Source organism: Roseateles sp. (assembly GCF_039929605.1).
Lineage (GTDB): Bacteria > Pseudomonadota > Gammaproteobacteria > Burkholderiales > Burkholderiaceae_C > Pelomonas.
In genome coordinates this window covers 28,525-50,081 of record NZ_JBDSQX010000152.1, presented here as the reverse complement: position 1 = coordinate 50,081, position 21,557 = coordinate 28,525, and the positions used below count along the sequence as shown (strand labels likewise).

The following is a 21,557-nucleotide window of genomic DNA, read 5'->3' as shown; positions in this document are numbered from 1 at the left end:
GCGTGCGGTCAGTACGCGCTGCGCGGAGTGTTGCGGTCGAGCACGGAGGTCAGGTGCTTGCACATGTTCTCGCCCGTCGTGGTCAGCCGCAGTGAGCCGCCATGCCATTCGAGCCAGTTCAGGGTCACGTACTCCTCGATGGTGGCCTCGTCGATGTCGGCAGCGCGGCGGCGCTTGAGCAGGTCAACGGTGGCGAGCAAGCCGTCGCGAAGCGCGTCGCGTCGCAGGGTTTCGGGGGCGGGGCGGGCCGGCTTCATCAGGATCTCCAGGGTGCATGTCAGGGGAGCTTCGTCGAAGGACGAGATCGGCCCTGTCATGCAGGTCGTCAATGGGTTGCGCAAGGTCGCGTTCGGGCGCGCTTGGGCAGAGGGTGCGGCGCCAGCGGTGCCGGCTCGAAGCGGATTCGAGAAGGGGAGTGTGGCGCTCGCCGCTGGAGGCAGGTGACGACCGATGTGCGCCGGCGGGAGCCGACAAACCGGGAGACGCGGGTGTGATGCGTGGCGTCCAGCCTACCGAGGTGTCGCGGCAGTGAGCAGACGCGCGACAGGCGGGGGGAAGTGTACGCCGCGCCCTTGTCGGACAGCACCTCGTTTGGGCCGCCGCAGCCGATCGGACGGCTTGGCGTCAATACACTGAAATTCACCGCTGCTTGCCGCTGCGCGCACGCAGCCACTTTGACTGGAGAGGTGCGAATGATTGGGAGCAGAACCCGTTCCGCAAGCGGGGTGCCTGGCCTGGATGAGGTGCTGCATGGCGGGCTGATTGCCGGCCGGGTCTACCTGATCGATGGCGAGCCGGGTGCTGGCAAGACGACGCTGGCGTTGCAGTACCTGATACAGGGCGTGCGGGAAGGCGAGCCCTGTCTGTACGTGACGCTGAGCGAGACGGCCGACGAGCTGCGCGCGGGAGCGGAGTCGCACGGCTTGTCGCTGGACGGCATCGAGATCGTCGAGCTCGTCGTCGACGAGGACGACCTGCTGGGCGACACCGAGCTGACGATGTATCTCCCCTCGGAGGTCGAGCTCAACGAGACGACCCGGCGCATCCTGGCGGCGGTGGAGCGCGGCAAGCCCAGCCGCATGGTGCTGGATTCGCTGTCCGAGCTGCGCCTGCTGGCCCAGAGTTCGCTGCGCTACCGCCGCCAGATCCTTGCGCTCAAGCAGTTCTTCGTCGGCCGCCAGTGCACGGCGCTGTTTCTGGATGACCGCTCGGGTGACACCATCGACACGCAGGTGCACAGCATTGCGCATGGCGTCATTGCGCTGGAGCGCAGGGTGCCTGCCTACGGGCCGGCCCAGCGGCAACTGCATGTCACCAAGCTGCGCGGCAGCGACTTCATCAGCGGCCAGCAGGACCTGCTGATCCGCCGCGGTGGCCTGCAGGTGTTCCCACGGCTCACGCCCAATGAACACGGCTCGGCCTACGCCCGCGACACGCTGTCCAGCGGCATCGCGGCGCTGGACCAACTGCTCGGCGGCGGTGTGGACCGCGGCACGTCCACGTTGCTCATCGGCCCGGCGGGGGCGGGCAAGTCCACCATCGCGTCGCAGTACGCGGTGCAGGCCGCGCAGCGCGGCACGCATGCAGCCATCTTCACCTTTGAGGAGTCCCGCACGCTGCTGCTGGACCGTCTGGAAGGCCTGGGCATGGACATCGATGGCCTGGACGGCAAGCTGGTCGTTCGTCAGCTCGACCCGGCCGAGGTGCTGCCCAGCCAGTTCGCCAACATCGTGCGCAACGCCGTAGAGAACGACGGGGCACGGGTCGTCGTCATCGACAGCCTCAACGGCTACCTGAACGCGATGCCGGAAGAGCGCGCGCTAACCGTCCAGTTGCACGAGTTGCTGAGCTACCTCAACAACCACGGTGTCGCGACCTTCATCGTCGCGACGCAGTCGGGCCTGATGGGCGCCGGCATGCGCAATGTGGTGGACACCAGCTACCTGGCCGACGCCATCGTGCTGTTCCGCATGTACGAGCATGCCGGCGCGGTGCGCAAGGCCATCTCGGTTGTCAAGAAGCGCAGCGGCAAGCATGAAGAGACCATCCGCCAGCTCTGGTTCGATGAGCAGGGCGTTCACGTCGGGCCGCCGCTGACGCATCTGCGCGGCGTCATGTCGGGCGTGCCCGTCGAGCTCAGCAGCACCCCTGTGCCCGTGAGAGGGGCCGACGATGGCGGCGGGCAGCTCTGAGCCGACCTACAGCGAGCGGGTGATCATCCTCGCGCCGACGGTGCGCGATGCGGATGTCACGCGGCGCGCGCTGGCGGGGGCCGGCCTGGAGGGCGCCGTCGCGCGCGACTGGTGCCACGCGCAGGAGCTGATCCACGACGGCGCCGGTGCGTTGATGTTCACTGACCTGACGCTGGCCGGCCCGGGCTTTGCCGGTCTGCTCGTCGCGCTGCAGAACCAGCCGGCGTGGTCCAACCTGCCGCTGCTGGCCCTGTGTCGCCAGGGCTTGCTCACGCCGACGCTGAGTGAGGCCGGGCTGCGCAACCTGACGGTGCTGGACCGGCCCACGTCGATGCGCACCATGCTCAGCGCCGTGATGACGGCGCTGCGCGGGCGGCGCTGGCAGTACCAGATCCGCGACCAGATCGAAACGTTGGTGCAGGCCGATCACTCCCTGCGCCGTGCCGACCAGCGCAAGGACGAGTTCCTCGCCACGCTGGCGCACGAGCTGCGCAACCCGCTGGCGCCCATCCGCACCGGGCTGGAGCTGCTGGCGCAGTTGCCGGCAGACGCGCCCCGGCGCGAGACCGTCACGGCCATGATGGACCGGCAGATGAGCCAGCTGCTGCGCCTCATCGACGACCTGCTGGAGGTGTCACGCATCTCCACCGGTAAGCTCATCCTGCAGCGTGAGCGCCTGGACCTGCGCCGCGTGGTGGAGACGGCGCTGGAATCCTGCGCGCCCCTGGTGGCACGCGGTGGGCACCACCTGAGCGTGGACCTGCCCGACGAGACGCTGTGGGTCGACGGCGATGCGGCGCGCCTGGCGCAGTCGCTGAGCAACCTCGTCAACAACGCGGCCAAGTACACGCCCGACGGCGGCCGCATCGCCGTCACGCTGGCGCGCGCAGGCCAGCAGGCGGTGCTGACCGTGCAGGACAGCGGCGTGGGCTTGCCGCCCGACATGACGGCCCGGGTGTTCGACATGTTTGCCCAGGTCAACCGTTCACTGGAGCGTGCCCAGGGCGGCCTGGGCATCGGCCTGGCGCTGGTGCGCAGCCTGGTTGCGCTGCACGGCGGCCAGGTCAGCGCCGCCAGCCCGGGGCCGGGGCAGGGCAGCACCTTCACGATCCGCCTGCCCATGCTGGCACCGCAGCCGGTGACCGTGGCTGCCGCGCCCGAGGCGGCGGCGCCGTCGCACAAGGCGCTGCGTGTGCTGGTGGTGGACGACAACGAGGACGCCGCAGAGTCGCTGGCGATGCTGCTGGCGCTGGAAGGCCATGAGGTGCGCGTCCAGCACAGCGGCGCCGAAGCGCTGGACGCCGCGCCCGTGTTCCAGCCGCAGGCCGTCTTCTGCGACGTGGGCATGCCGGGCATGACGGGCCACGAGTTCGCGACCCAACTGCGCCAGGACCCGCGCTTCGCAACGACGCTGCTCGTGGCGCTGACCGGCTGGGGCACCGAGGAGGACAAGCGCCGCTCGCGTGCCGCCGGCTTTGATGAGCATCTGACCAAACCGGCCGGCGAGCAGGCCTTGGCGATGCTGCTCGGGCGGATCTAGCGGCAAGGCGACGGGCCATCGGGCGGCTGCAATCGCACCCAACGGGGCGTTTGGAACTGACGAACGGCCGCCCTCGGAAAACCACGCAGAATCCGCGCCAAGCCGAAGATGCGGCTGCTTGGAGAGAGACAGATGCGGATCAAGTTGGATGGGTGGGTGTCGCGAGGCCTGGGTGTCGCCTTGCTGGGCCTGACGCTGGGAGGCGCACAGGCCCAGCCTGTGGCCAAGGTCAAGCCCAGGCCTGCGCTGGTGCGCACGGTGGCCGCGCCCGTTACCGTTGAGCCCAGCTTCGTGCGCGAACTCGGCGGCATCGAGGAATACCGCCTGCCCAACGGCCTGCAGATCCTGCTGTTCCCCGACGCGACGCAGACCACCACCACCGTCAACATCACCTACCGCGTCGGCAGCCGCCACGAGGCGCCGGGCGAGTACGGCATGGCCCATCTGCTGGAGCACATGCTGTTCAAGGGCACCGAGCGCCACAAGGACATTCCCGGCGCGATGAAGGACCATGGCGCCCAGTTCAACGGCACGACGACGGCGGACCGCACCAACTACTTCGCGAGCTTCAACGCCAACGCCGAGACGCTGGACTTCCTGCTCGACCTGGAAGCCGACCGCCTGGCCAACAGCCGCGTCGCGAAGGCCGACCTTGACACCGAGATGACGGTGGTGCGCAACGAGTTCGAGCGCGGCGAAAACCAGCCCTTTGCCGTGCTGTCCCAGCGCGTCAACGCGGCGGCTTTTGCGTGGCACCCGTATGGCCACGCCACCATCGGCCCGAAGAGCGACATCGAGAACGTGCCCATCGAGAAGCTGCAGGGCTTCTACAAGCGCTACTACCGGCCCGACAACGCGACGCTGCTGATCGCCGGCGCCTTCGACAAGCCCGCCACGCTGGCGCTGATCGCCAAGCATTTCGGCCCCCTCGCCAAGCCGGCCACGCCCGTGCAGCTTCCCTACACGGTGGAGCCCGCGCAGGATGGTGAGCGCAGCGTCGTCGTGCGCCGCGTGGGCGGCCAGCCCATCCTGCTGGCGGCCTATCACGTGCCGGCCATCACCCACCCGGACACGCCGGCCCTGATCGTCTACGGCCTGCTGATGAGCCTGCAACCCAGTGGCCAGCTCTACAAGCAGATCGTTGAGCCCAAGCTGGCCGTGGCGGCCGGCATCGGCGGCTCGGGCGGGGTCGACCCGGGCACCGTGAGCGCCTTCGCGGCGCTGCCGCCGGGTGCGGACGTGAGCCAGGTCGAGACGCTGCTGCTGGACCTTGCCGAGGGCCGCAGCGCCAAGCCGTTCGAGGAGAGCGAGCTGGTGCGCGTGCGCGACATCGCCGTCAACAGCTATCGCCAGCGGATGAAGAACCCCGAGGCGTTGATCCAGCAGATCTCGGGCCTGGTCGCGGCGGGCGACTGGCGCCTGCTCTTCCAGTTGATGGAGGACATTCCCAAGGTCACGCTGGCCGACGTGGAGCGCGTGCGCGCGGCCTACTTCAGGCCCGCCAACCGCACGCTGGGCCGCTACCTGCCGGCGGACGCCGTGGAGCGCGTCGAGATCCCGGCCGCGCCCGCGCTGGACCAGCGCCTGGCCACGCTGCAAGGCCCGCCCAAGGTGGAGGCCGGCGAGCAGCTGGAGCCCGTGCCGGCGGTGCTGGAGTCGCGCATGAAGCGCACCACGTTGCCGAGCGGCATCGCCTTGCACACGCTGCAAAAGCAGACGCGCGGCAACACCGTCGTGCTGCAGATGCAGCTGCGCTGGGGCGAACGTGACGCGACCTATGCGCGCAACGGCACCGGCCTTGTCGGCGCGCTGATGGACGAGGGCAGTGCCGGCTACACCAAGCAGCAGCTGCAGGACGCCCTCATCAAGCTGCGCGCCAGCCTCAACGTCAGCAGCTACGACCAGGGCGCCACCCTCTTCATCAGCGCCGAGCGCGATACGCTGCTGCCGGCCTTGCGCGTGGCCGCCGACGCGTTGCGCAAGCCGCTGCTGCCGCAGGACGCCTTCGACCGCGAGATCAAGGCCGGCATCGCCGGCATCGAGGCCTCGCGCCAGGAGCCCGGCGTGCTGCGCCAGGAGGCCACGCGCGGCCACTACAACAAGGCGCGCGGCGTCACCCTCGGGCATCCGGACTACGTCATGGGCGTGGACGAGCGCATCGCCAACCTGAAGGCCACGACGCTGGACGACGTGAAGCGCTTTTACGCCGACTACTGGTCGACCAACGAGGCCCAGGTCAGCGCGGTCGGCGCCTTGCCGGAGGGCCTCGCCGCCGAAGTGGACAAGCTCTTCGGCGACTGGAAGAAGCCCGCCGCACCGAAGTTCGTGCGCCATGTGCCGCAGCACCTGGCCGTGCCGCCGGCACGCTTTGACGCCATCGCGCGCGACAAGGCCAACGCCATCGTGCGCATGCACCAGACGTTGCCGCTGAACAGCGAAGACCCCGACTACGCCGCGCTTGAGCTTGCTGTGCACATCTTCGGCGGCGGCGGGCTGGAGAGCCGGCTGTCCGAGCGCGTGCGCCAGAAGGAGGGCCTGACCTACGGCATCGGCGCGTCGCTGGGCGCGAGCTACTGGGGCACGGCAGGCAGCTTCGCCATCCAGGCCAGCTACGCGCCCGACAAGCGCGAGCGCGTCATCGCCGTCGTGCAGGAAGAGGTGGCCCGCATGGCCGCCGACGGCGTGACGGCCGCCGAATTGGCGCGCGCCAAGAAGGACATCCTGGAGGGCCGCAAGCAGGGCCGTGCCGACCCCGGCGCACTGGCCGGCGGCCTGACCAGCCTGGCCGAGCGCGGCGAGACCTGGGCGGCGGCGCAGAAGCGCGACGAAGCACTGGCCGCCGTCACCGTCGAGCAGGCCAACGCCGCCTGGCGCAAGCACATTGACGCGAAGAACTTCATCATTTCGACCGCAGGCGACTTCAAGTAGCAGTAGGTCTAGAGTTGGCCATTCCCCTTCAGGAGACCCGCGATGAAGATCGACCCCTACCTGTTCTTTGACGGCCGCTGCGAAGAGGCCATCGAGTTCTACAAGAAGGCGCTCGGCGCCCGTGTGGAATTCATGATGCGCAACTCCGAGAGCCCCGAGCCGCAGCCCGAGGGCATGCTGCCGCCGGGCTCGGAGAACAAGATCATGCATGCCTCGGTGCACATCGGCGGCGCGCTGGTCATGATGTCCGACGGCATGTGCACGGGCGAAGGCAGCTTCAAGGGCTTCTCGCTGTCGCTGGACTGCCCCGACCACGACGCCGCCCGCGAGGCCTTTGCCGCGCTCGCCGTTGGCGGCAAGGTGACGATGCCGCTGGGCAAGACCTTCTGGGCGCCGCTGTTCGGCATGGTCACCGACCCCTTCGGCGTGGGCTGGATGGTCGGCGTGTCGCCTGATGCGGAGTGAAGAACGGATTGCAGCTGCCCGCGCACCTCAAGGCCGACTGCTCGGCCTGCGCGGCGCTGTGCTGCGTGATCCCGCCCTTCGACGCGGTGCAGGGCTTCGGCTTCGACAAGCCCGCCGAGAAGGCCTGTCACCATCTCTGCGCGGACTTCCGCTGCGGCATCCATGACGGGCTGATCGAGCGGGGGTTTTCCGGCTGCGTGGCCTTCGACTGCTTGGGCGCCGGCCAACGGCTGACGGCGCAGGCCGTCGAGCGCTTCGGCAGCGCCGACTGGCGCGCGCGGCCCGACGTGGCGCGTTGGCTGTTCGCGGCCTATCCACGCATGCGCCAGGCGCAGGAATGGCTGGCGCGGCTCAGCCTGGCGGCAGCCGTGTCGGACTCGGGCGACCTGCGCATGCTGGCGGCCGAGCTGGAGGCGCAGTCGCCGAGCTGGCCGGACTGGAGCGCGGCCGAGCTCGCCGGCTGGCAGACTCGCGTGCAGGCGGCCCTGGCGCCGCTGGCACGGAATGGAAATTCAAGGAACTGATGCGATGCATGGATTGATGGGCAGCTTCAAGGCTGCAGAGGGCCGGCGCGCCGAACTGATCGCGCTGATGCTGGCCGAAACGGGCGAGATGCCGGGCTGCCTGAGCTACGTGATTGCCGAGGACCCGGCCGACGACGTGACCGTCTGGATCACCGAAGTCTGGGACAGCGCCGACGCGCACCAGGCCTCGCTCAAGCTGCCGGCGGTGCAGGCCGTCATCGCCAAGGCCCGGCCGCTGATCGCCAGCTTCGGCGAGTACCGCGTCACGCGGCCCATCGGCGGCCATCGCCTGGGAGCGCGTTGACATGCAATGGCACCGCCCCCGATCCCGCCGCGTTCAGGTGGCCGCCGTGCTGGCCAGCGTGATCGCCGCAGGCACGGTGCTCTACCTGTTCGACAGCTTCGGCATCGTCGGCCCTTCGACGCACACGGACCGGCAACTGGTCGCGACCGTCGACCTGCGCATCGGCAACCCGGTGGTGGAGCTTGCACGCGGCGAAGCCAAAGCCCGCAAGGACCTCGACGACGGCCTGCTTCAGCTGCAGACCTTCCTCGAACAGCCGCCGAGCAAGGCTGACCTGGCCAGGGCCGAGCGCCTGAAGACGCGTTACGGCGTCATCTGGATCAGCCGCGGCGCCGTGCCCACGCCGCAGTCGCAGGCCTACGCCGACGGCTACAACCGCGTGGTGCAGGCCGAGATCGAACGTCTGCATGGCCAGGACTTCCTGGAACGGTTGTTGCGCGACAGTGGACTCCCCAAGCTGGACAAGGCGGCACCGCCATGAAGCTCATCGGCATCCTCGATTCCCCCTTCGTGCGCCGCGTCGCCATCTCGATGCGCCTGCTGGGCCTGCCCTTCGAGCATGCGGCCGTGTCGGTGTTTCGCGGCTTCGGCGAGTTTCAGCAGATCAACCCGGTCGTGAAGGCACCCACGTTGATCGCCGACGATGGCAGCGTCTTGATGGACTCGACGCTGATGCTGATCTACGCCGAGGCGCTCGCCGGGCGCAGCCTGATGCCCGCCGAGCCGGCCGCGTTGCTGCGCGAACTGCGCCTCGTCGGCCTGGCGCTGGCGGGCTGCGAGAAGACGGCGCAGATCGTCTACGAGCGCGGCCTGCGCCCGGCCGAGAAGCTGCATCAGCCCTGGATAGACCGCGTCACCGGCCAGCTGCATGCCGCCTATGGCGAGTTGGACGCCGAGTTGGCCGCCCAGCCGCTGGACACGCGCGAGGCCGGTCTTCAGCAGGCCGCCATCACGGCCGGCGTGGCCTGGACCTTCACGCAGTTCATGCTGCCCGACGCGGCACCGGCCGCTCGCTTCCCGCATCTGGCCGCGCACGCGGCGGCGATGGAAGCGCTGCCGGTGTTCCGCGCCATTCCCTGTGACGACGCACTCAACCTCTGACATGGCTTCCAGGGCGGCGGCGCGCTGGGCGCCTACCAGGCGGGCTTTGTCGAGGCGCTGGAGGACGCGAACCTGCCGCCGGACTGGCTGGTGGGCACGTCCATCGGCGCCATCAATGCGGCCTTGATCGCCGGCAATGCGCCGGGTGATCGGGTGGTGGCGATGCGCAGCTTCTGGGAACGCGTGACGCGGCCGGCCTTTGCGCCGCAACTGCCCTCCAGCCCCTGGACGGCGCTGTGGCAGCAGGGCCTGCAGACCCGGCAGACGCTGACCAGCGGCGTGCCGGGCTTCTTCAAGCCGCGCGGCCCGCAGTCGTGGGACATGAACCGCCGCGCGCCGCTGGCGGACCTTCCCGAAGGGTTGTGGACTGAAAGGCCGCGCGCGGCGTTGCAAATGCTCGCCGGGTGCCCAACCCGGCTCCGCTTTGCGCCTTGCTCGCGGCCTTTCTGACCACAACGCGACCCGTTGCCATGGCGACAGCTGGCCCCCACGCTAGCCGAATCATGGAGCACCTGGGCGACCACGAGCGCATGCAGAACCTGCGCCGCGCGCAGCGCCTGGTCGGCAGGCAGCTCGGCGCCAAGGCCGCCGCCGACCCGGGCGTCAAGGAGCTGCTGGCGCTGGGTTGCGACTCGCGCATCGCGAGAACGGCGATTGATGGACGCCGATGCGCGGCTCGTGAATTCGAGAGAAGCGTAACGTCGGTAAGCGAATCCACCGCGATCTGCGTTCGCGCATCTGCTGGAGATACTCCCGCGCCTGACCGACCCAGGGCGACCCAGGGCACGTGCCAGATGGCTTGCTTATTGGCGGGTCATCTCGGGCTGGGACCATGAACAACTATTGGAGGAACACCATGAAATTCTCAAACTGGATTCGCTGCGCCATCGTGGCGGTCATGACCCCCCTGCTGAGCGTCGGCGCGTTGGCACAGGCCGGCTATCAGTCGACCCATACCGGCAAAGGTACCTACTACGGATACGGCGGTGGCGGGAATTGCAGCTTGCCCATGCCGGCAAGCACCACCCTCACAGCCGCCATGAATGCGGCGGACTACAACGGCTCGCAAGCCTGTGGTGCCTACATCGAGGTGACCAACCTCAACACGATGCAGAAGGTCGTGGTGCGCATCGACGACCAATGCCCTGGATGCGGCGTCGGCGATGTCGATCTTTCGGAGCAAGCCTTCGCCAAGATCTCTCCACTGGGCGCGGGCATCATTCCGATCAGCTGGACGTATGTGAGCGGCACGTCCACGCCGGCCAAGGTGTACTTCAAGGAAGGCTCCAGTGAATGGTGGGCTGGCATCCAGGTGCGCGAGCATCGCAACCCGGTCGCCAGCGTTGCCTACCGGCGCACGGGCAGCGGGTCGTCCTATGCCGGCCTGCCGCGTGAGTCGTACAACTACTTCATCGCGTCCGGCGGCATGGGCGCGGGGCCCTATGACCTGCAGATCACGGATGTCTTCGGCAACGTGCTCAACGTCGGCTCGGTGGCGCTGGCGGTCACCACTGAAATTTCCACGGGCCAGCAGTTCCCACAGGTTCTGGCCACGGGCGTGACCGGCGGCGGGTCGTCCGGGTCGCCCGGCACCACTACCACCGTTGGAGCCACGACGAGCCTGAGTCCCATCAACGAATGGAACGGCGGCTACTGCACCAATGTCAACGTCACCAACCCGAACAGCTCGCCACTGACCTGGACGGTCAAGATCACCATCGCCGGCACGGTGAGCAGCTCGTGGAATGGCAACCTGACCCAGTCGGACACCCAGCTCACCGCGACCGGGGCGGACTGGAACAAGACGCTGGCCGCAGGCGCGACAACGCAGTTCGGGTTCTGCGCCAACCGCTGAAATGCGGCGATAGGTCTGCGGATGGGCCATGGTGGCCGCCAAGCCGACAACAGTAGCTCAGGCACCGGCTGACTGTGCCGTCAGCTCAGGCCTGGGCCAGCGCATCCAGTTTCTGCACTGTCGCCCAGTTGCGTGTAGTGCCCGCTTCGCCGAGCTTCTTGAGCAACAGCACCGCTGCCTTGCTTTCCAGGATGCCGTTGCCGCACCACAGATAGGCCGCGTACGCCGTGATGACGAAGCGCTCGCCGCTGTCGGCCATGACGGTTGCGGCGGCCTGCAGCGTGGTGGTGTCGGCAGGGATGGCGACCAGGAGGCGACTTGGGTCGTCAGCCTCGGCAATCGGATGGGCCGCCGCGATGGTGGCCCACTCGGCGGCCGTCTTCAGGATGACGACGGCGTCGACGCCGAGCTTCTCGGCCACTGCCGCGCGGATCTTGTCGGCGCTGAGCTTCTTCTTCACGTCGAAGACCGCGTTGCCGCTGTTCAGCAGCGTCGCGACGTTCGTGGCGCCCAGTTCAGTGAGCAGCGCCTTGAGGTCAGCCATCGCCAGGCGCTTGGCCTTGCCGACGTTGATGCCGCGCCAAAGGGCGACGTAGCGCATGTTCCGAACTCCTGTGAAAGAAAAGGCGGGCTGCCGAGCCGGGGTTGTAGCTCAGAACCAGGGGCGCAGCCTCTCGACGTAGCCCTCAGGCAGCACATGCCCGCCCGGGAAGCGCAGGTGCTGCTTGCTGGTGCCGGGCAGCGCGTCGAACAGGGCCTGGTTCTGCGCCGCGCTGGCGTGCTCGTCGTCATCCGCGCTGAGCAGCCACACGGTCTTGCCGGCCAGCCCGGCGAGGAGGCGTTGCGGTGAGACGGCGGCCAGCTTGTCGTCCACGTAAGGCGGCACGATGGCCGCGACCGCCTCGATGCGCGTGTCCAGGCCGCCCAGCAACAGTGCCATCTGCGCCCCCATGCTGTAGCCGGCCGCGCGGATGTGGCGGGCGTCGATGGTGGGCTGGCGCACCGCCCAGTCCAGCAGCACGCGGTAGTCCTTCACCGTGTCGACGACCATGCGCTCGTAGGCTTCGCGCCGGCCCCACAGGTGCAGGTCGCGCATGATGTGTCGGACGGTGTGGTCAGGGTTCTTTCGATCACCGTGCTCGCGCGCGTCGAGCGCCAGCACGGCGTAGCCGCGGGACAGCGCCAGCGCGGTGATGCGCTGCGTCTGTTCGATGGTGGGGCGTTCCTTGAACTCGGCCTGCCACCAGCGATGGTGGTTGCGGCCCATGCCGTGCAGGCCGAGCAGCACGGGCACGGGCCCGGTGGCGCCCCTGGGGTAGACGATGCGCCCCGTCGCCTCGCGGCCGTCGAAGCTGATGAAGCGCAGCGTCTGCGCCCGGTGGCCGCCGTCGATATCTTCCAGCGGGTCGAGCCGAACCTCCAGCCCGGCCACCGGCGCAAGGGCGTGGCGCGACTGCAGCTCGGTCGGCGAGAGGTCATAGGGTCTGAGACCGAAGGCGGCCCACCAGACGGCGCCTGCGGCGGCGGCCAGCCCAAGGAGAGCAGAGATGTATTTGCCGGCTTTCTTCATCATCGTGGTGGCTGTCTGGTGGGGAGAGGCCGCCAGTCTGTGAGACCACGCGTGAAGGAAACGTGAGGCCTCAGGAGACCAGGCTGACGCGCGTGACGCCGGCCTCGTGGCTCAGTTCAAGCCTCAGGCCGTGGCGCTCGGCCAACCGCCGCACGATGGACAGGCCCAGGCCCAGGCCGGCGCTGGCCTCGCCCTTCAGGCCCGTCTCGCGGCCGGCCGCGCCAGCCTGCAGCAGCGCTGGCGGCGGCGGTTCGCTCGCATTGCTGAGGCTCAGGCGTCGCGGGTCGGCCTCGATGCGGATGTGCGGCGAGCCGCGATGCGCCAGCGCATTGGCCAGCAAATTGGCGAGCAACAGTCGCGTCAGCGCCGGTGGCCAGGGACGGGTCAAGCCGGGCGGCACATCGATCTCCAGCGCCACGCCGTGCCGGTCCAGCAGCGGCGCGTGGGCGAGCACCAGCTGTTCGATCTGGGGCAGCAGTGCCAGTTCGGGCGCGGCGGCGGGCACGTCGCTCTCGCGCGCCAGGGTGAGCAGCAGGTCCACGGTCTGGTGCAACTGCCAGATCGCCGAGTCCATGGTCGCCAGCGTCGCCTGCTGTGTGGGCGAGGCGCTGCGCTGCAGGTCCTCGCGGGCCATGCCGAGCACCGCCAGCGGCGTGCGCAACTCGTGGCTGGCGTCGCGCGTGAAGGTTTGTTCGCGTGCGATGAGATCGCGGGTGCGCCGGTTCAGCGCGTCCAGGTGGCGGGCCAGTCGGCCGACCTCATCCTCCGCGGCCTGCGGCGGGCCGGCCAGATCAAGCGGCAACTGCTCGGGGCGGCTTTGCGCCACGCGGTCCGCCAGCCGGGCCAGCGGCGCGCTGCTGCGCCAGGCCAGCCAGGCGCCCAGGGCCAGCGCCAGCAGCGTCGCACCGCCGCAGCACAGGCCCAGCCACAGCAGCAGCCGATGGCGCATGGGCCGCACCACCAACTGGCTGCCCACCTCGGCCACCAGCAGCGCCCCGGCGGCATCAAGTGGCTGCAGGTGATAGTGCCGGCCCGCCTCGCCCGGCAGCTCGCGGGCTTGCGGGCGCGCGGCGAGTGCTCGGGCGAAGTCATCGGGCAGCGAGGCGCCGTCGCGGTAGATGCGGATGAAGTCCTGTGCCGGCACGGCCCAGTCGCCATGCCGGGCATGGTGGGCCTGCTGGCGGCTGAGTTCCTGGCGCAGCGCGCTGGCGAAGAATTCGTCCTCGACGGCGTAGACGAACAGCATCGCGAACAGGCCGAACAGCGCGCTGACCGCCAGCGCATAGCCGGCGAAGGCCAGCGTCAGGCGGCGACGCAAGCGCGGTCGGTAAGCAGGCGCTGCTGCGCTCATCCAGGCAGATCCAGGCGCAGCCCCACGCCGTGAACCGTCTTGACCAGCGCCTGGTCCGCGGCCAGCGCCTGGCGCAGCGTGTAGAGATGGCTGCGCAGCGCGTCGGACTCGGGCGGCTCGTCTGCCCACAGCTGCTGCTGCAGCTCGCTGCGCGTGACGGTGCGCGGCCAGGCCTCGGCCAGGGCCACCAGCAGCCGATACGCTTGGCGCGGCAGTGGCAAGACCGGGCCATCCCCGGCACTGACTGCGCCTGCACGCCGGTCGATGCGCAGCGGGCCACGCTGCAGCACCGGGCTGCGCCCCAGCTCACCGCGCCGCGCCAGCGCCTGGCAGCGCCACAGCAGTTCCTCGCCGGCAAAGGGCTTGAGCAGGTAATCGTCGGCGCCTGCGCCGAAGCCCTGGCGCTTGTCGTCCAGGCCGTCGCGGGCGGTCAGCATCAGCACGGGCACGTGGCGGTCGGCTTGTTCGCGCAACCGGCGGCATAGCTCAATGCCGTCCAGGCCGGGCAGGCCCAGGTCCAGCACCAGCACGTCGGGTGGCTGCTCCAGCGCCAGCTGCAGGCCCAGCCGGCCGTCGCTGGCTTCCTCCACCAACCAGCCCGCGCCCTGCAGCAGCGCCGCGATCTGGGCGCGCAGCGGCGCATGGTCCTCGACGACCAGGATGCGATTCACGGCGTCTCCTCGGCGCAGGCGATGCGCGTCAGTCTAGGCAAGGCCGCGTGAAGGAAACGTCAAGGAAGCGCTGCGCTCGAGGGCGGGTTCGGCGCTTCCTCAGGCCATGCCTTGGTGCCGCAGCAGCGCGTCGATCTTCGGCTCACGGCCACGGAAGGCCTTGAAGTTCTCGATGGCATCGCGCGCGCCGCCTTGCTCCAGCACTTCATTCAGAAAGCGCTTGCCGGTCGCCGGGTTGAACACGCCTTCTTCCTCGAAGGCGCTCCAGGCGTCGGCGCTGAGCAGCTCGGCCCATTTGTAGCTGTAGTAGCCCGCCGCGTAGCCGCCCGCAAAAATGTGCGAGAAGCTGTGCTGGAAGCGGTTGAAGCTCGGCGGGACGAGCACGGCGACTTCGGCGCGAACGTCGTCGACCACCTTCTGCACGTCGGCCTCCGAGCCCGGCGTGGCATGCAGGCGCATGTCGAACAGCGAGAACTCGATCTGGCGCAGCGTCATCAGCCCGCTCTGGAAGTTCTTGGCGGCGATCATCTTGTCGAACAGCTCGCGCGGTAGCGGCTCGCCCGTGTCGACATGGCCGCTCAGCTGGCAGAGGACGTCCCACTCCCAGCAGAAGTTCTCCATGAACTGGCTGGGCAGCTCGACGGCGTCCCACTCGACGCCGGAGATGCCCGACACGCCCAGGTCGTTCACCTGCGTCAGCATGTGATGCAGGCCGTGGCCGAACTCGTGGAAGAGGGTGATGACGTCGTCGTGCGTCAGCAGCGCAGGTTTGTCGCCCACCGGAGGCGCGAAGTTGCAGGTCAGCAGCGCGACCGGCGTCTGCTGTTCGCCGGAAGGCTTGAGCCAGCGGCTGCGCACTTCGTCCATCCAGGCGCCGGGGCGCTTGCCGTTGCGGGCGTAGAGGTCGAGGTAGAACTGGGCGATCAACACGCCACCACGGCGCATCTCGTAGAACTTGACGGTCTCGTGCCAGACCGAGGCGTGGGCCTCGCTGATCGACACATCGAACAGCCGCTCGATGATGGAGAACAGGCCGGGCACCACCTTCGTGGCCGTGAAGTAGAGCTTCACCGTCTGGTCGCTGAAGGCGTAGCGGGCTTCCTTGAGCTTCTCGCTCCAGTAGGACACGTCCCAGGATTCGAGCGGTTGCCCCTTGGCGAACTCGCGCAGCTCGGCCAGGTCCTTCTCGGCGAAGGGGCGGGCACGCTTGGCGAGGTCGCTCAGGAAAGTCGTCACCTCGGCCGGCGTGGAGGCCATCTTGGGCGCCAGCGACACGTCGGCGAAGTTGGCGTAGCCGAGCAGCTGAGCTTCCTCCTGACGCAACGCCACGATCTCGCGCAGCGCGGCGGTGTTGTCCCACTCCGGCTTGCCCGATTCGCTCGCGCGGGTCACGTAGGCGCGGTAGAGCTTCTCGCGCAGCGCGCGGTTCTCGGCGTATTGCATGACGGGCAGGTAGACCGGGAAGTGCAGCGTGATCTTGTGGCCACCATCGTCCAGCTTGGTCGCGTCCAGCACGTCCTGCGGCACGCCGGCGAGTTCGTCGGCGGTCGCGATGTAGCTCCAGCCATCGGTCGCGTCCAGCACATGCTCGCTGAACTGCTGCTGCAGCTCGGCGCTGCGTTCCTGGATGGCCGCGTAGCGCTCGCGGGCCTCGCCCTGCAGCTCGGCGCCGGACAGCACGAAGTCGCGGATGGCGTGCTTGAGCAGCTGCTGGCGCGGCGCGCTCAAGGAATCGCCCTGCGCGGCCACGACGGCCTTGTACTTGGCGAACAGCGCCTCGTTGGCGCCCATCGCCGTGCTGAACTCGGTGACGGCCGGCAGCACCGCGTTGTAGGCCTCGCGCAGCGCGGGCGTGTCCGCCACGGCGTTGAGATGGCCGACGGCATGCCAGGCCGTGCCCATGCGCTCGGTCGCGGTGTCGAGGATGCGTGACAACACGTCGTAGTCGGCCGGTGTTTCGGGCCTGGTGGCCTCGTCCAGCGCGGCTTGCGCGGCGGCCAGCAGCTCGGTGATGGCGGGCTGCACATGTTCGGGGCAGATGGCCGCGAACTCGGGCAGGGCGGCGGTGGAGAGCAGGGGATTGGTCATGATGGAGATGCAGTAGGGCTCAGAGGCCGAAACTCAACTGGCGTTCGTGTCTTAGTGCGAGCAAAAGTACACGATCTTGACCATGAGCGTAGAGCAGGACGTAAGGCTTGACGACGAGTTCGCGCAGATGCGGCAGGCCTTGAGCCGCCGCTTGCGCGATGGCCCGCTCGGCCAGCGCTCGCCCCTGAAAAGATTGCGCCTGCAGGAAGCGAGCCGGGCGGCCGGAAGCAGGATTCCAACTGAGCAGTTCCCGCACCTCGGCCAACTGGGAGAGCAGCCGGGCGTAGCGCGCATCTGCACTGGCGTCATCCTGCTGGCGCATGAATTCGCCGCTCGCCCGCACGTCGCGGATGAAGGATTGCGAGGCCTGGAGCCGGGCGTGGACGGGCAGTGGCACGAAGCTCAGCGTGCAGGCAGGGCCAGCGCGGCATCCAGCAAGCTGTCGTCCACCACGCGTCCAGAGGCCAAGTCAGCCAACCCTTCCAGCGCCCCCTGGCCGAGCATCAGGTGGCCGTGCTCGGCTTCGAGCGCGTGGTAGTAGTCGAGCTTGCGGGCGTCCACCAAGGCGACATAGCTGCTGCCGTTTTTCGTCAGCACCTTCTCGCGACCGGCGCTCACCACGTCTTCCGCGAGCTCCGTCAACCGGGCGCGCGCATCGCTGATGGGAACCACGTCACTGCTTCGTATGCTCATGGCAACTCCTGTTAACGGATTCGTTGCAGCATAGTGCAACGGTCAGTCGACAGATTCAAGCCCGCTCTGCCGATTCAAGCGTGTTGACCAGCAACATGGCAATCGTCATCGGGCCGACCCCGCCCGGCACGGGGGTGATCCAGCCCGCCACTTCCTTCACACCGTCGAAGTCCACGTCGCCGCAGAGCTTGCCGTCGTCGTTGCGGTTCATGCCCACGTCGATGACGACGGCGCCGGGCTTGACCATGTCGGCCGTCAGCACGTTGCGCTTGCCCACGGCGGCGACGATCACGTCGGCCTGGCGCGTCATGGCGCCCAGGTCCGCCGTGCCGCTGTGGCAGACGGTGACGGTGGCGTTCGCGGCCAGCAGCATCAGCGCCATCGGCTTGCCGACGATGTTGCTGCGGCCGATGACGACGGCGTGCTTGCCCTTCAGGTCCTTCATGCCGATGTGTTCCAGCATCTTCATGCAGCCGTAAGGCGTGCAGGCCTTGAAACCGGGCTCACCCACCAGCAGCGCGCCAGCGCTGGCGACGTGGAAGCCGTCGACGTCCTTGGCCGGTGAGATGGACTCGATGACCTTGTGGTCGTCGATGTGCTTGGGCAGAGGCAGCTGCACCAGGATGCCGTGGATGGTCGGATCGTTGTTCAGCGCCTCGACGCGGGCCAGCAACTCGGCCTCGGTCATCGTCGCCTCGTACTTTTCCAGCCGCGAGTGGATGCCGGCTTCCTCGCAGGCCTTGACCTTGTTGCGCACATAGACCTGGCTGGCCGGGTTGTCGCCAACGAGGACGACGGCGAGGCCGGGCTGGTGGCCTTTGGCGGTCAGCGCGGCGGCGCGGGTGGCGGCTTCGGCACGCAGTTGCTTGGCCAGGGCGAGGCCGTCGATCAGTTGGGCAGTCATGGCAGATGAGTTCGGTTCATGTTCAGAAAGCAAAAAGCCGCTGAAAGTTCAGCGGCCTCTTGGGTAAATCAAGAACTCAAGCCTTGGCGGTCGCACCCAAGGCAATCTTGAGCAGGTCGGCCACCGTGTTGGCGTTGAGCTTTTCCATGATGTTGGCGCGGTGGGCTTCGACCGTCTTGATGCTGATGCCGAGGTCGTCGGCAATCTGCTTGTTCAGGCGGCCGGCGACGATGCGCTCCAGCACTTGCGCTTCACGTGTCGTGAGCCGCGCCAGCAGGGCGTCGCGGCTTGCGGCTTCCTGGTGGCTGGAGAAGGCTTCGCGGGCCTGGTCGAGCATGCGCTCCACGAGTGCCAGCAGTTCCTCTTCCTTGAACGGCTTCTCGATGAAGTCCATCGCGCCCTTCTTCATCGTCTGCACTGCCATGGGCACGTCGCCGTGGCCGGTGATGAAGACGATGGGCAAGGGGCTCTTGCGCTCGATGAGACGGTCCTGGAGTTCCAGGCCGGTCATGCCGTCCATGCGGATGTCTGCGATGAGGCAGGCGACCTCGCGGGGGTCGTAGCGCGTGAGGAAGGATTCGGCCGAGTCAAAACATTTGACCCGGTAGTCCTTGCCTTCAAGCAGCCACTGCAGGGAGTCGCGGACCGCTTCGTCGTCGTCTACGACGTAGACGTTGCCCTTTTTGGGGATCAAGCTCATGGTGTGGTGGGTTCGGTTCTCTGAGCGTGGCCGGCGGCACCGTTGGAGGCGTCCGCGCGCAGGTGTTCTGAGGTGATGGTGACCGGGATCGTGAAGGCGAATCGGCACCCAACGACGAGGGCGCCATTGTAGAGGTTCTCGGCTTTTATCCGGCCCTGGTGGGACTCGACGATAGACCGGCATAACCCTAAGCCGATGCCCAGGCCATCGGCCTTGGTGGAGAAGAAGGCCTCATACATGCGGGCCAGCACCTCGTCGGGCAAGCCGGGCCCCATGTCGGTCACCGAGAACTCGATGTGGCCGCCCAGCTCCGCGCTGTGCTTGGGCACCACGCGCAGCTCGATGTGGCGGCGCGAGGTGGGCAGGGAGGCGTTGTCGATGGCCTCCGCCGCGTTCTTCAGCAGGTTCATCAGCACCTGCTCGATGAGGATGGGGTCCACCATCATCTGCGGCAGCCGCTGCGCGATGTAGGTGTGGATGGCGACGTTGCGGCGGCGCAGTTCGATGCCCGCCAGCTCCACGGCGTCCTCGACGATGTCGGGCGCAAAGGCCGGCGCGCGCTGCGGCTCGCTGCGCTTCACGAAGTTGCGGATGCGGTGAATGATCTGGCCGGCGCGCTCGGCCTGCTTGGCCGTCTTGGTCAGCGCGGCCATCAGCGACTCCTTGTCGATGCTGTCCGCGCGCACGCGGCTGACCATGCCGTTGCAGTAGTTGGTGATGGCGGTCAGCGGCTGGTTCAGCTCGTGGGCCACGCTGGAGGCCATTTCGCCCATGGTCATCAGCCGGCTGGTGACTTGCGCCTTGTCGGCCTGCAAGGCGGCCTGGGCCTCGGCGGCGCGGCGCATCGTGATGTCGGTGGCGATCAGCATCTGCGCCAGGCGGCCGTCGGTCCACTGCAGGTAGCGGGCGCGCACGTCGAACCACATCGCCAGCGATTCCACGTAGACCTCGCGCGGGTCCGAACCCAGGTCGGTCAGGGCCTCGGCGGGCAGGCCGGAATAGTCGTCCACCTCGTCGGCGCTGTCGTCGATGCCGCGCCGGTTGGTGGTGCCCATCAACTGGCCGCCCGCCAGCAGCGCGTGGCCGGCCGGGTCGGCGCCGAACCAGAGCCGGTAGCTGCGGTTGGCGAACAGCAGCTCGGGCGGCGTGACGGACAGCACGGACACGGCCGCGTCCAGCCCTTCCAGCACGGTCGTGAAGCGTTCGTGCGAGGCGGAGAGCTGGTCGCGCACGCGCTTGGCCTCGGTGATGTTGGTCATCGAGGTCATCCAGCCGGTCTGCTTGCCCTTGGTGTCCACCAGCGGCGAAACATAGACGCGCGCATCGAAGGTCGAGCCGTCCTTGCGCTGGATCCTGACCTCCACGCCGCCCGAGGGGCTGCGGCCGCCGAGCTCCTGCTGCAGCAGCCGCGCGTTCTCCTCGCGGCGGTCGTTGGGCCAGAAGGGGTAGGGCGGCGTGCGGCCGACGAGGTCGGTGTCCGAGAACCCCGTCATCGCGCAGAAGGCCGGGTTCACGTAGGTGATGCGCGTGTCCATGTCCATGGCGCGCATACCGGTCAGCATGGAGTTCTCCATCGCGCGGCGGAAGTTGGTCTCCAGCGTCAGCGCGTTCTGAATCTGTGTGCGTCGGCGCATGTGGCGCCAGGTGCCGAGCAGCATCCACACCGTCATGCCCGCGAGCGCCAGCACCAGCCAGAACAGCGCGTTGTTGATGAGGCCGATGGACGTGCGCCAGCCCTGGCCGCGCAGCACCAGGCCGTTCAGCGCCGGCGCCAGCGGTACGTCGTGCAGCAGCGCCGCGCGGCGCAGGCGCTGGCCGGGCATGGGCGTGACGGTGCTGCTGACGACCTGGTCGCGCGAATCCAGCACGGCGATGCTGTGGCGCGTGGAGACCTCGCTGGGCACGTAGTAGCGCAGCAGGGCCTCGACGGTGTACTCGGCGATCAGCACGCCGACGAAGCCGCCCCGGTCGATCAGCGGGATGTGCAGCTGGAAGACGGTGACGCCGTTGCTGTCGGTGAATGGCGGCGAGTAGACGGGCTGGCGTCGGTCCTTGGCGGCCTCGAAGGCTTGTTCCGCCGCGTTGGACTGGTTGGGCATGGGCATGGACGGGTCGTTGCCGTCGGCGGACATCAGGCCGTCGGCCTGGAAGCCCGACGCGCCCACGCTGCTGCGGCGCTCGCGCTTGTTGCTCAGCCAGGTCACATGCGTCAGCTCGGGCCGGTCGCGCGCAAAGGCCTGGGCCTGGGCGGAGAACTCATGCGCGTCGATCTGGCGGGTGACCACTTCGCGCGCAATGCGCACGAGCTGCTCCTGGTTCTCGATCAGGCGCAGGCGGATCTGCTGCTGGGCGATCTCGGTGTCACGCTTGACGGACTCGGTCTCGCGCTCGATTTCTTCGTTGCGCAGATACCAGAAGGCCGAAATGATGGCCGCCAGGAAAAGCAGCACGGAGATCAGCGGGCCCAGCGTGGCCAGCCTGTCCTGGCGCGACGGCGACTGCCGGAACCACCAGGTGGCGACCAGGCGGCGCCAAGGCGCCAGCAGGCGTTGTCGGCGTGTGCGGGTCACGGGAGCGTGCGAATCAAGGGCCATCGCTAAATTATCCGGGGCGGCGGCAGTCACCGTAATTTCACAATAAGAAATCGTCTCGCGCCATTTGGGAAGTTCAA

At 68.3% G+C, this 21,557-nt stretch carries 21 protein-coding genes and 1 pseudogene; 11 read left to right on the top strand and 11 right to left on the bottom strand.

What is annotated here, in order from left to right; all coding sequences use genetic code 11:
* Positions 1-8 precede the first annotated feature (8 nt).
* Positions 9-317 (bottom strand): hypothetical protein, encoded by a 309-nt coding sequence (locus tag ABIS05_RS20780; protein ID WP_348063323.1) that lies wholly within the window; start codon positions 315-317, stop codon positions 9-11.
* A 408-nt stretch (positions 318-725) separates the two neighbouring features.
* Between ABIS05_RS20780 and ABIS05_RS20775 the strand changes: the two genes are divergently transcribed.
* From ABIS05_RS20775 to ABIS05_RS20725, 11 genes and pseudogenes are all read left to right on the top strand, one after another.
* Positions 726-2,192: an ATPase domain-containing protein gene (locus tag ABIS05_RS20775; protein ID WP_348011687.1), complete on the top strand. Its 1,467-nt coding sequence runs from the start codon at positions 726-728 to the stop codon at positions 2,190-2,192.
* Positions 2,173-3,732 (top strand): ATP-binding protein, encoded by a 1,560-nt coding sequence (locus ABIS05_RS20770; protein ID WP_348011686.1) that lies wholly within the window; start codon positions 2,173-2,175, stop codon positions 3,730-3,732. Before ABIS05_RS20775 ends, ABIS05_RS20770 begins: the two co-directional genes overlap by 20 nt.
* Positions 3,733-3,864: 132 nt before the next feature.
* A complete protein-coding gene (locus ABIS05_RS20765) occupies positions 3,865-6,660 on the top strand; it encodes a pitrilysin family protein (protein ID WP_348011685.1) in 2,796 nt (931 codons plus the stop codon).
* Positions 6,661-6,702: 42 nt separating this feature from the next.
* Complete coding sequence (locus tag ABIS05_RS20760) at positions 6,703-7,125, top strand: glyoxalase/bleomycin resistance/extradiol dioxygenase family protein (RefSeq protein ID WP_348011684.1); 423 nt, start codon at positions 6,703-6,705, stop codon at positions 7,123-7,125.
* Positions 7,122-7,649 (top strand): hypothetical protein, encoded by a 528-nt coding sequence (locus tag ABIS05_RS20755; RefSeq protein WP_348011683.1) that lies wholly within the window; start codon positions 7,122-7,124, stop codon positions 7,647-7,649. The genes ABIS05_RS20760 and ABIS05_RS20755 overlap by 4 nt, the downstream gene beginning before the upstream one ends.
* Before the next feature lie 4 nt (positions 7,650-7,653).
* Positions 7,654-7,953, top strand: coding sequence for a putative quinol monooxygenase (locus ABIS05_RS20750; protein ID WP_348011682.1), 300 nt, complete (start codon positions 7,654-7,656; stop codon positions 7,951-7,953).
* 1 nt (position 7,954) lies between these two features.
* Positions 7,955-8,434 (top strand): hypothetical protein, encoded by a 480-nt coding sequence (locus tag ABIS05_RS20745; RefSeq protein WP_348011681.1) that lies wholly within the window; start codon positions 7,955-7,957, stop codon positions 8,432-8,434.
* On the top strand, positions 8,431-9,054 hold the full coding sequence (locus tag ABIS05_RS20740; RefSeq protein WP_348011680.1) for a glutathione S-transferase family protein: 624 nt from the start codon (positions 8,431-8,433) through the stop codon (positions 9,052-9,054). Before ABIS05_RS20745 ends, ABIS05_RS20740 begins: the two co-directional genes overlap by 4 nt.
* Positions 9,055-9,072: 18 nt before the next feature.
* Positions 9,073-9,504, top strand: a pseudogene (locus ABIS05_RS20735) (patatin-like phospholipase family protein); the annotation flags it as partial.
* 53 nt (positions 9,505-9,557) lie between these two features.
* Complete coding sequence (locus ABIS05_RS20730) at positions 9,558-9,890, top strand: hypothetical protein (RefSeq protein WP_348011679.1); 333 nt, start codon at positions 9,558-9,560, stop codon at positions 9,888-9,890.
* Positions 9,891-9,910: 20 nt separating this feature from the next.
* Entirely contained in the window at positions 9,911-10,909 is a 999-nt protein-coding gene (locus ABIS05_RS20725; RefSeq protein ID WP_348011678.1) for an expansin EXLX1 family cellulose-binding protein, read from the top strand.
* An 85-nt stretch (positions 10,910-10,994) separates the two neighbouring features.
* On the opposite strand, the gene ABIS05_RS20720 is transcribed toward ABIS05_RS20725, so the two are convergent.
* The 10 genes from ABIS05_RS20720 to ABIS05_RS20675 all read right to left on the bottom strand — a co-directional run bounded on the left by ABIS05_RS20720 (position 10,995) and on the right by ABIS05_RS20675 (position 21,480).
* Positions 10,995-11,510 (bottom strand): DUF1697 domain-containing protein, encoded by a 516-nt coding sequence (locus ABIS05_RS20720; RefSeq protein ID WP_348011677.1) that lies wholly within the window; start codon positions 11,508-11,510, stop codon positions 10,995-10,997.
* Between the two features lie 51 nt (positions 11,511-11,561).
* A complete protein-coding gene (locus ABIS05_RS20715) occupies positions 11,562-12,482 on the bottom strand; it encodes an alpha/beta fold hydrolase (RefSeq protein WP_348011676.1) in 921 nt (306 codons plus the stop codon).
* Positions 12,483-12,549: 67 nt separating this feature from the next.
* Positions 12,550-13,797 (bottom strand): histidine kinase dimerization/phospho-acceptor domain-containing protein, encoded by a 1,248-nt coding sequence (locus tag ABIS05_RS20710; protein WP_348011675.1) that lies wholly within the window; start codon positions 13,795-13,797, stop codon positions 12,550-12,552.
* 29 nt (positions 13,798-13,826) lie between these two features.
* Complete coding sequence (locus ABIS05_RS20705; RefSeq protein ID WP_348011674.1) at positions 13,827-14,501, bottom strand: response regulator transcription factor; 675 nt, start codon at positions 14,499-14,501, stop codon at positions 13,827-13,829.
* Positions 14,502-14,600: 99 nt separating this feature from the next.
* Complete coding sequence (locus ABIS05_RS20700) at positions 14,601-16,589, bottom strand: M3 family metallopeptidase (protein ID WP_348011673.1); 1,989 nt, start codon at positions 16,587-16,589, stop codon at positions 14,601-14,603.
* A 19-nt stretch (positions 16,590-16,608) separates the two neighbouring features.
* A complete protein-coding gene (locus ABIS05_RS20695) occupies positions 16,609-16,986 on the bottom strand; it encodes a type II toxin-antitoxin system RelE/ParE family toxin (RefSeq protein WP_348011672.1) in 378 nt (125 codons plus the stop codon).
* Positions 16,987-16,991: 5 nt separating this feature from the next.
* Positions 16,992-17,282: a type II toxin-antitoxin system Phd/YefM family antitoxin gene (locus tag ABIS05_RS20690; RefSeq protein ID WP_348011671.1), complete on the bottom strand. Its 291-nt coding sequence runs from the start codon at positions 17,280-17,282 to the stop codon at positions 16,992-16,994.
* A 55-nt stretch (positions 17,283-17,337) separates the two neighbouring features.
* Positions 17,338-18,186 (bottom strand): bifunctional methylenetetrahydrofolate dehydrogenase/methenyltetrahydrofolate cyclohydrolase FolD, encoded by an 849-nt coding sequence (folD, locus tag ABIS05_RS20685; RefSeq protein ID WP_348011670.1) that lies wholly within the window; start codon positions 18,184-18,186, stop codon positions 17,338-17,340.
* 76 nt (positions 18,187-18,262) lie between these two features.
* A complete protein-coding gene (locus tag ABIS05_RS20680; RefSeq protein WP_348011669.1) occupies positions 18,263-18,886 on the bottom strand; it encodes a response regulator transcription factor in 624 nt (207 codons plus the stop codon).
* Positions 18,883-21,480: a PAS domain S-box protein gene (locus ABIS05_RS20675; RefSeq protein WP_407074861.1), complete on the bottom strand. Its 2,598-nt coding sequence runs from the start codon at positions 21,478-21,480 to the stop codon at positions 18,883-18,885. Before ABIS05_RS20675 ends, ABIS05_RS20680 begins: the two co-directional genes overlap by 4 nt.
* Between the last annotated feature and the right edge of the window lie 77 nt (positions 21,481-21,557).

Excerpts from the sequence above, each read along its gene's own strand:
- ABIS05_RS20780 (WP_348063323.1), bottom strand. The coding sequence starts at position 317 with ATGACAGGGCCGATCTCGTCCTTCGACGAAGCTCCCCTGACATGCACC.
- ABIS05_RS20770 (WP_348011686.1), top strand. The coding sequence starts at position 2,173 with ATGGCGGCGGGCAGCTCTGAGCCGACCTACAGCGAGCGGGTGATCATC.
- ABIS05_RS20765 (WP_348011685.1), top strand. The coding sequence starts at position 3,865 with ATGCGGATCAAGTTGGATGGGTGGGTGTCGCGAGGCCTGGGTGTCGCC.
- ABIS05_RS20760 (WP_348011684.1), top strand. The coding sequence starts at position 6,703 with ATGAAGATCGACCCCTACCTGTTCTTTGACGGCCGCTGCGAAGAGGCC.
- ABIS05_RS20750 (WP_348011682.1), top strand. The coding sequence starts at position 7,654 with ATGCATGGATTGATGGGCAGCTTCAAGGCTGCAGAGGGCCGGCGCGCC.
- ABIS05_RS20745 (WP_348011681.1), top strand. The coding sequence starts at position 7,955 with ATGCAATGGCACCGCCCCCGATCCCGCCGCGTTCAGGTGGCCGCCGTG.
- ABIS05_RS20740 (WP_348011680.1), top strand. The coding sequence starts at position 8,431 with ATGAAGCTCATCGGCATCCTCGATTCCCCCTTCGTGCGCCGCGTCGCC.
- ABIS05_RS20730 (WP_348011679.1), top strand. The coding sequence starts at position 9,558 with ATGGAGCACCTGGGCGACCACGAGCGCATGCAGAACCTGCGCCGCGCG.
- ABIS05_RS20725 (WP_348011678.1), top strand. The coding sequence starts at position 9,911 with ATGAAATTCTCAAACTGGATTCGCTGCGCCATCGTGGCGGTCATGACC.
- ABIS05_RS20720 (WP_348011677.1), bottom strand. The coding sequence starts at position 11,510 with ATGCGCTACGTCGCCCTTTGGCGCGGCATCAACGTCGGCAAGGCCAAG.
- ABIS05_RS20715 (WP_348011676.1), bottom strand. The coding sequence starts at position 12,482 with ATGATGAAGAAAGCCGGCAAATACATCTCTGCTCTCCTTGGGCTGGCC.
- ABIS05_RS20700 (WP_348011673.1), bottom strand. The coding sequence starts at position 16,589 with ATGACCAATCCCCTGCTCTCCACCGCCGCCCTGCCCGAGTTCGCGGCC.
- ABIS05_RS20690 (WP_348011671.1), bottom strand. The coding sequence starts at position 17,282 with ATGAGCATACGAAGCAGTGACGTGGTTCCCATCAGCGATGCGCGCGCC.
- folD (WP_348011670.1), bottom strand. The coding sequence starts at position 18,186 with ATGACTGCCCAACTGATCGACGGCCTCGCCCTGGCCAAGCAACTGCGT.
- ABIS05_RS20680 (WP_348011669.1), bottom strand. The coding sequence starts at position 18,886 with ATGAGCTTGATCCCCAAAAAGGGCAACGTCTACGTCGTAGACGACGAC.
- ABIS05_RS20675 (WP_407074861.1), bottom strand. The coding sequence starts at position 21,480 with ATGGCCCTTGATTCGCACGCTCCCGTGACCCGCACACGCCGACAACGC.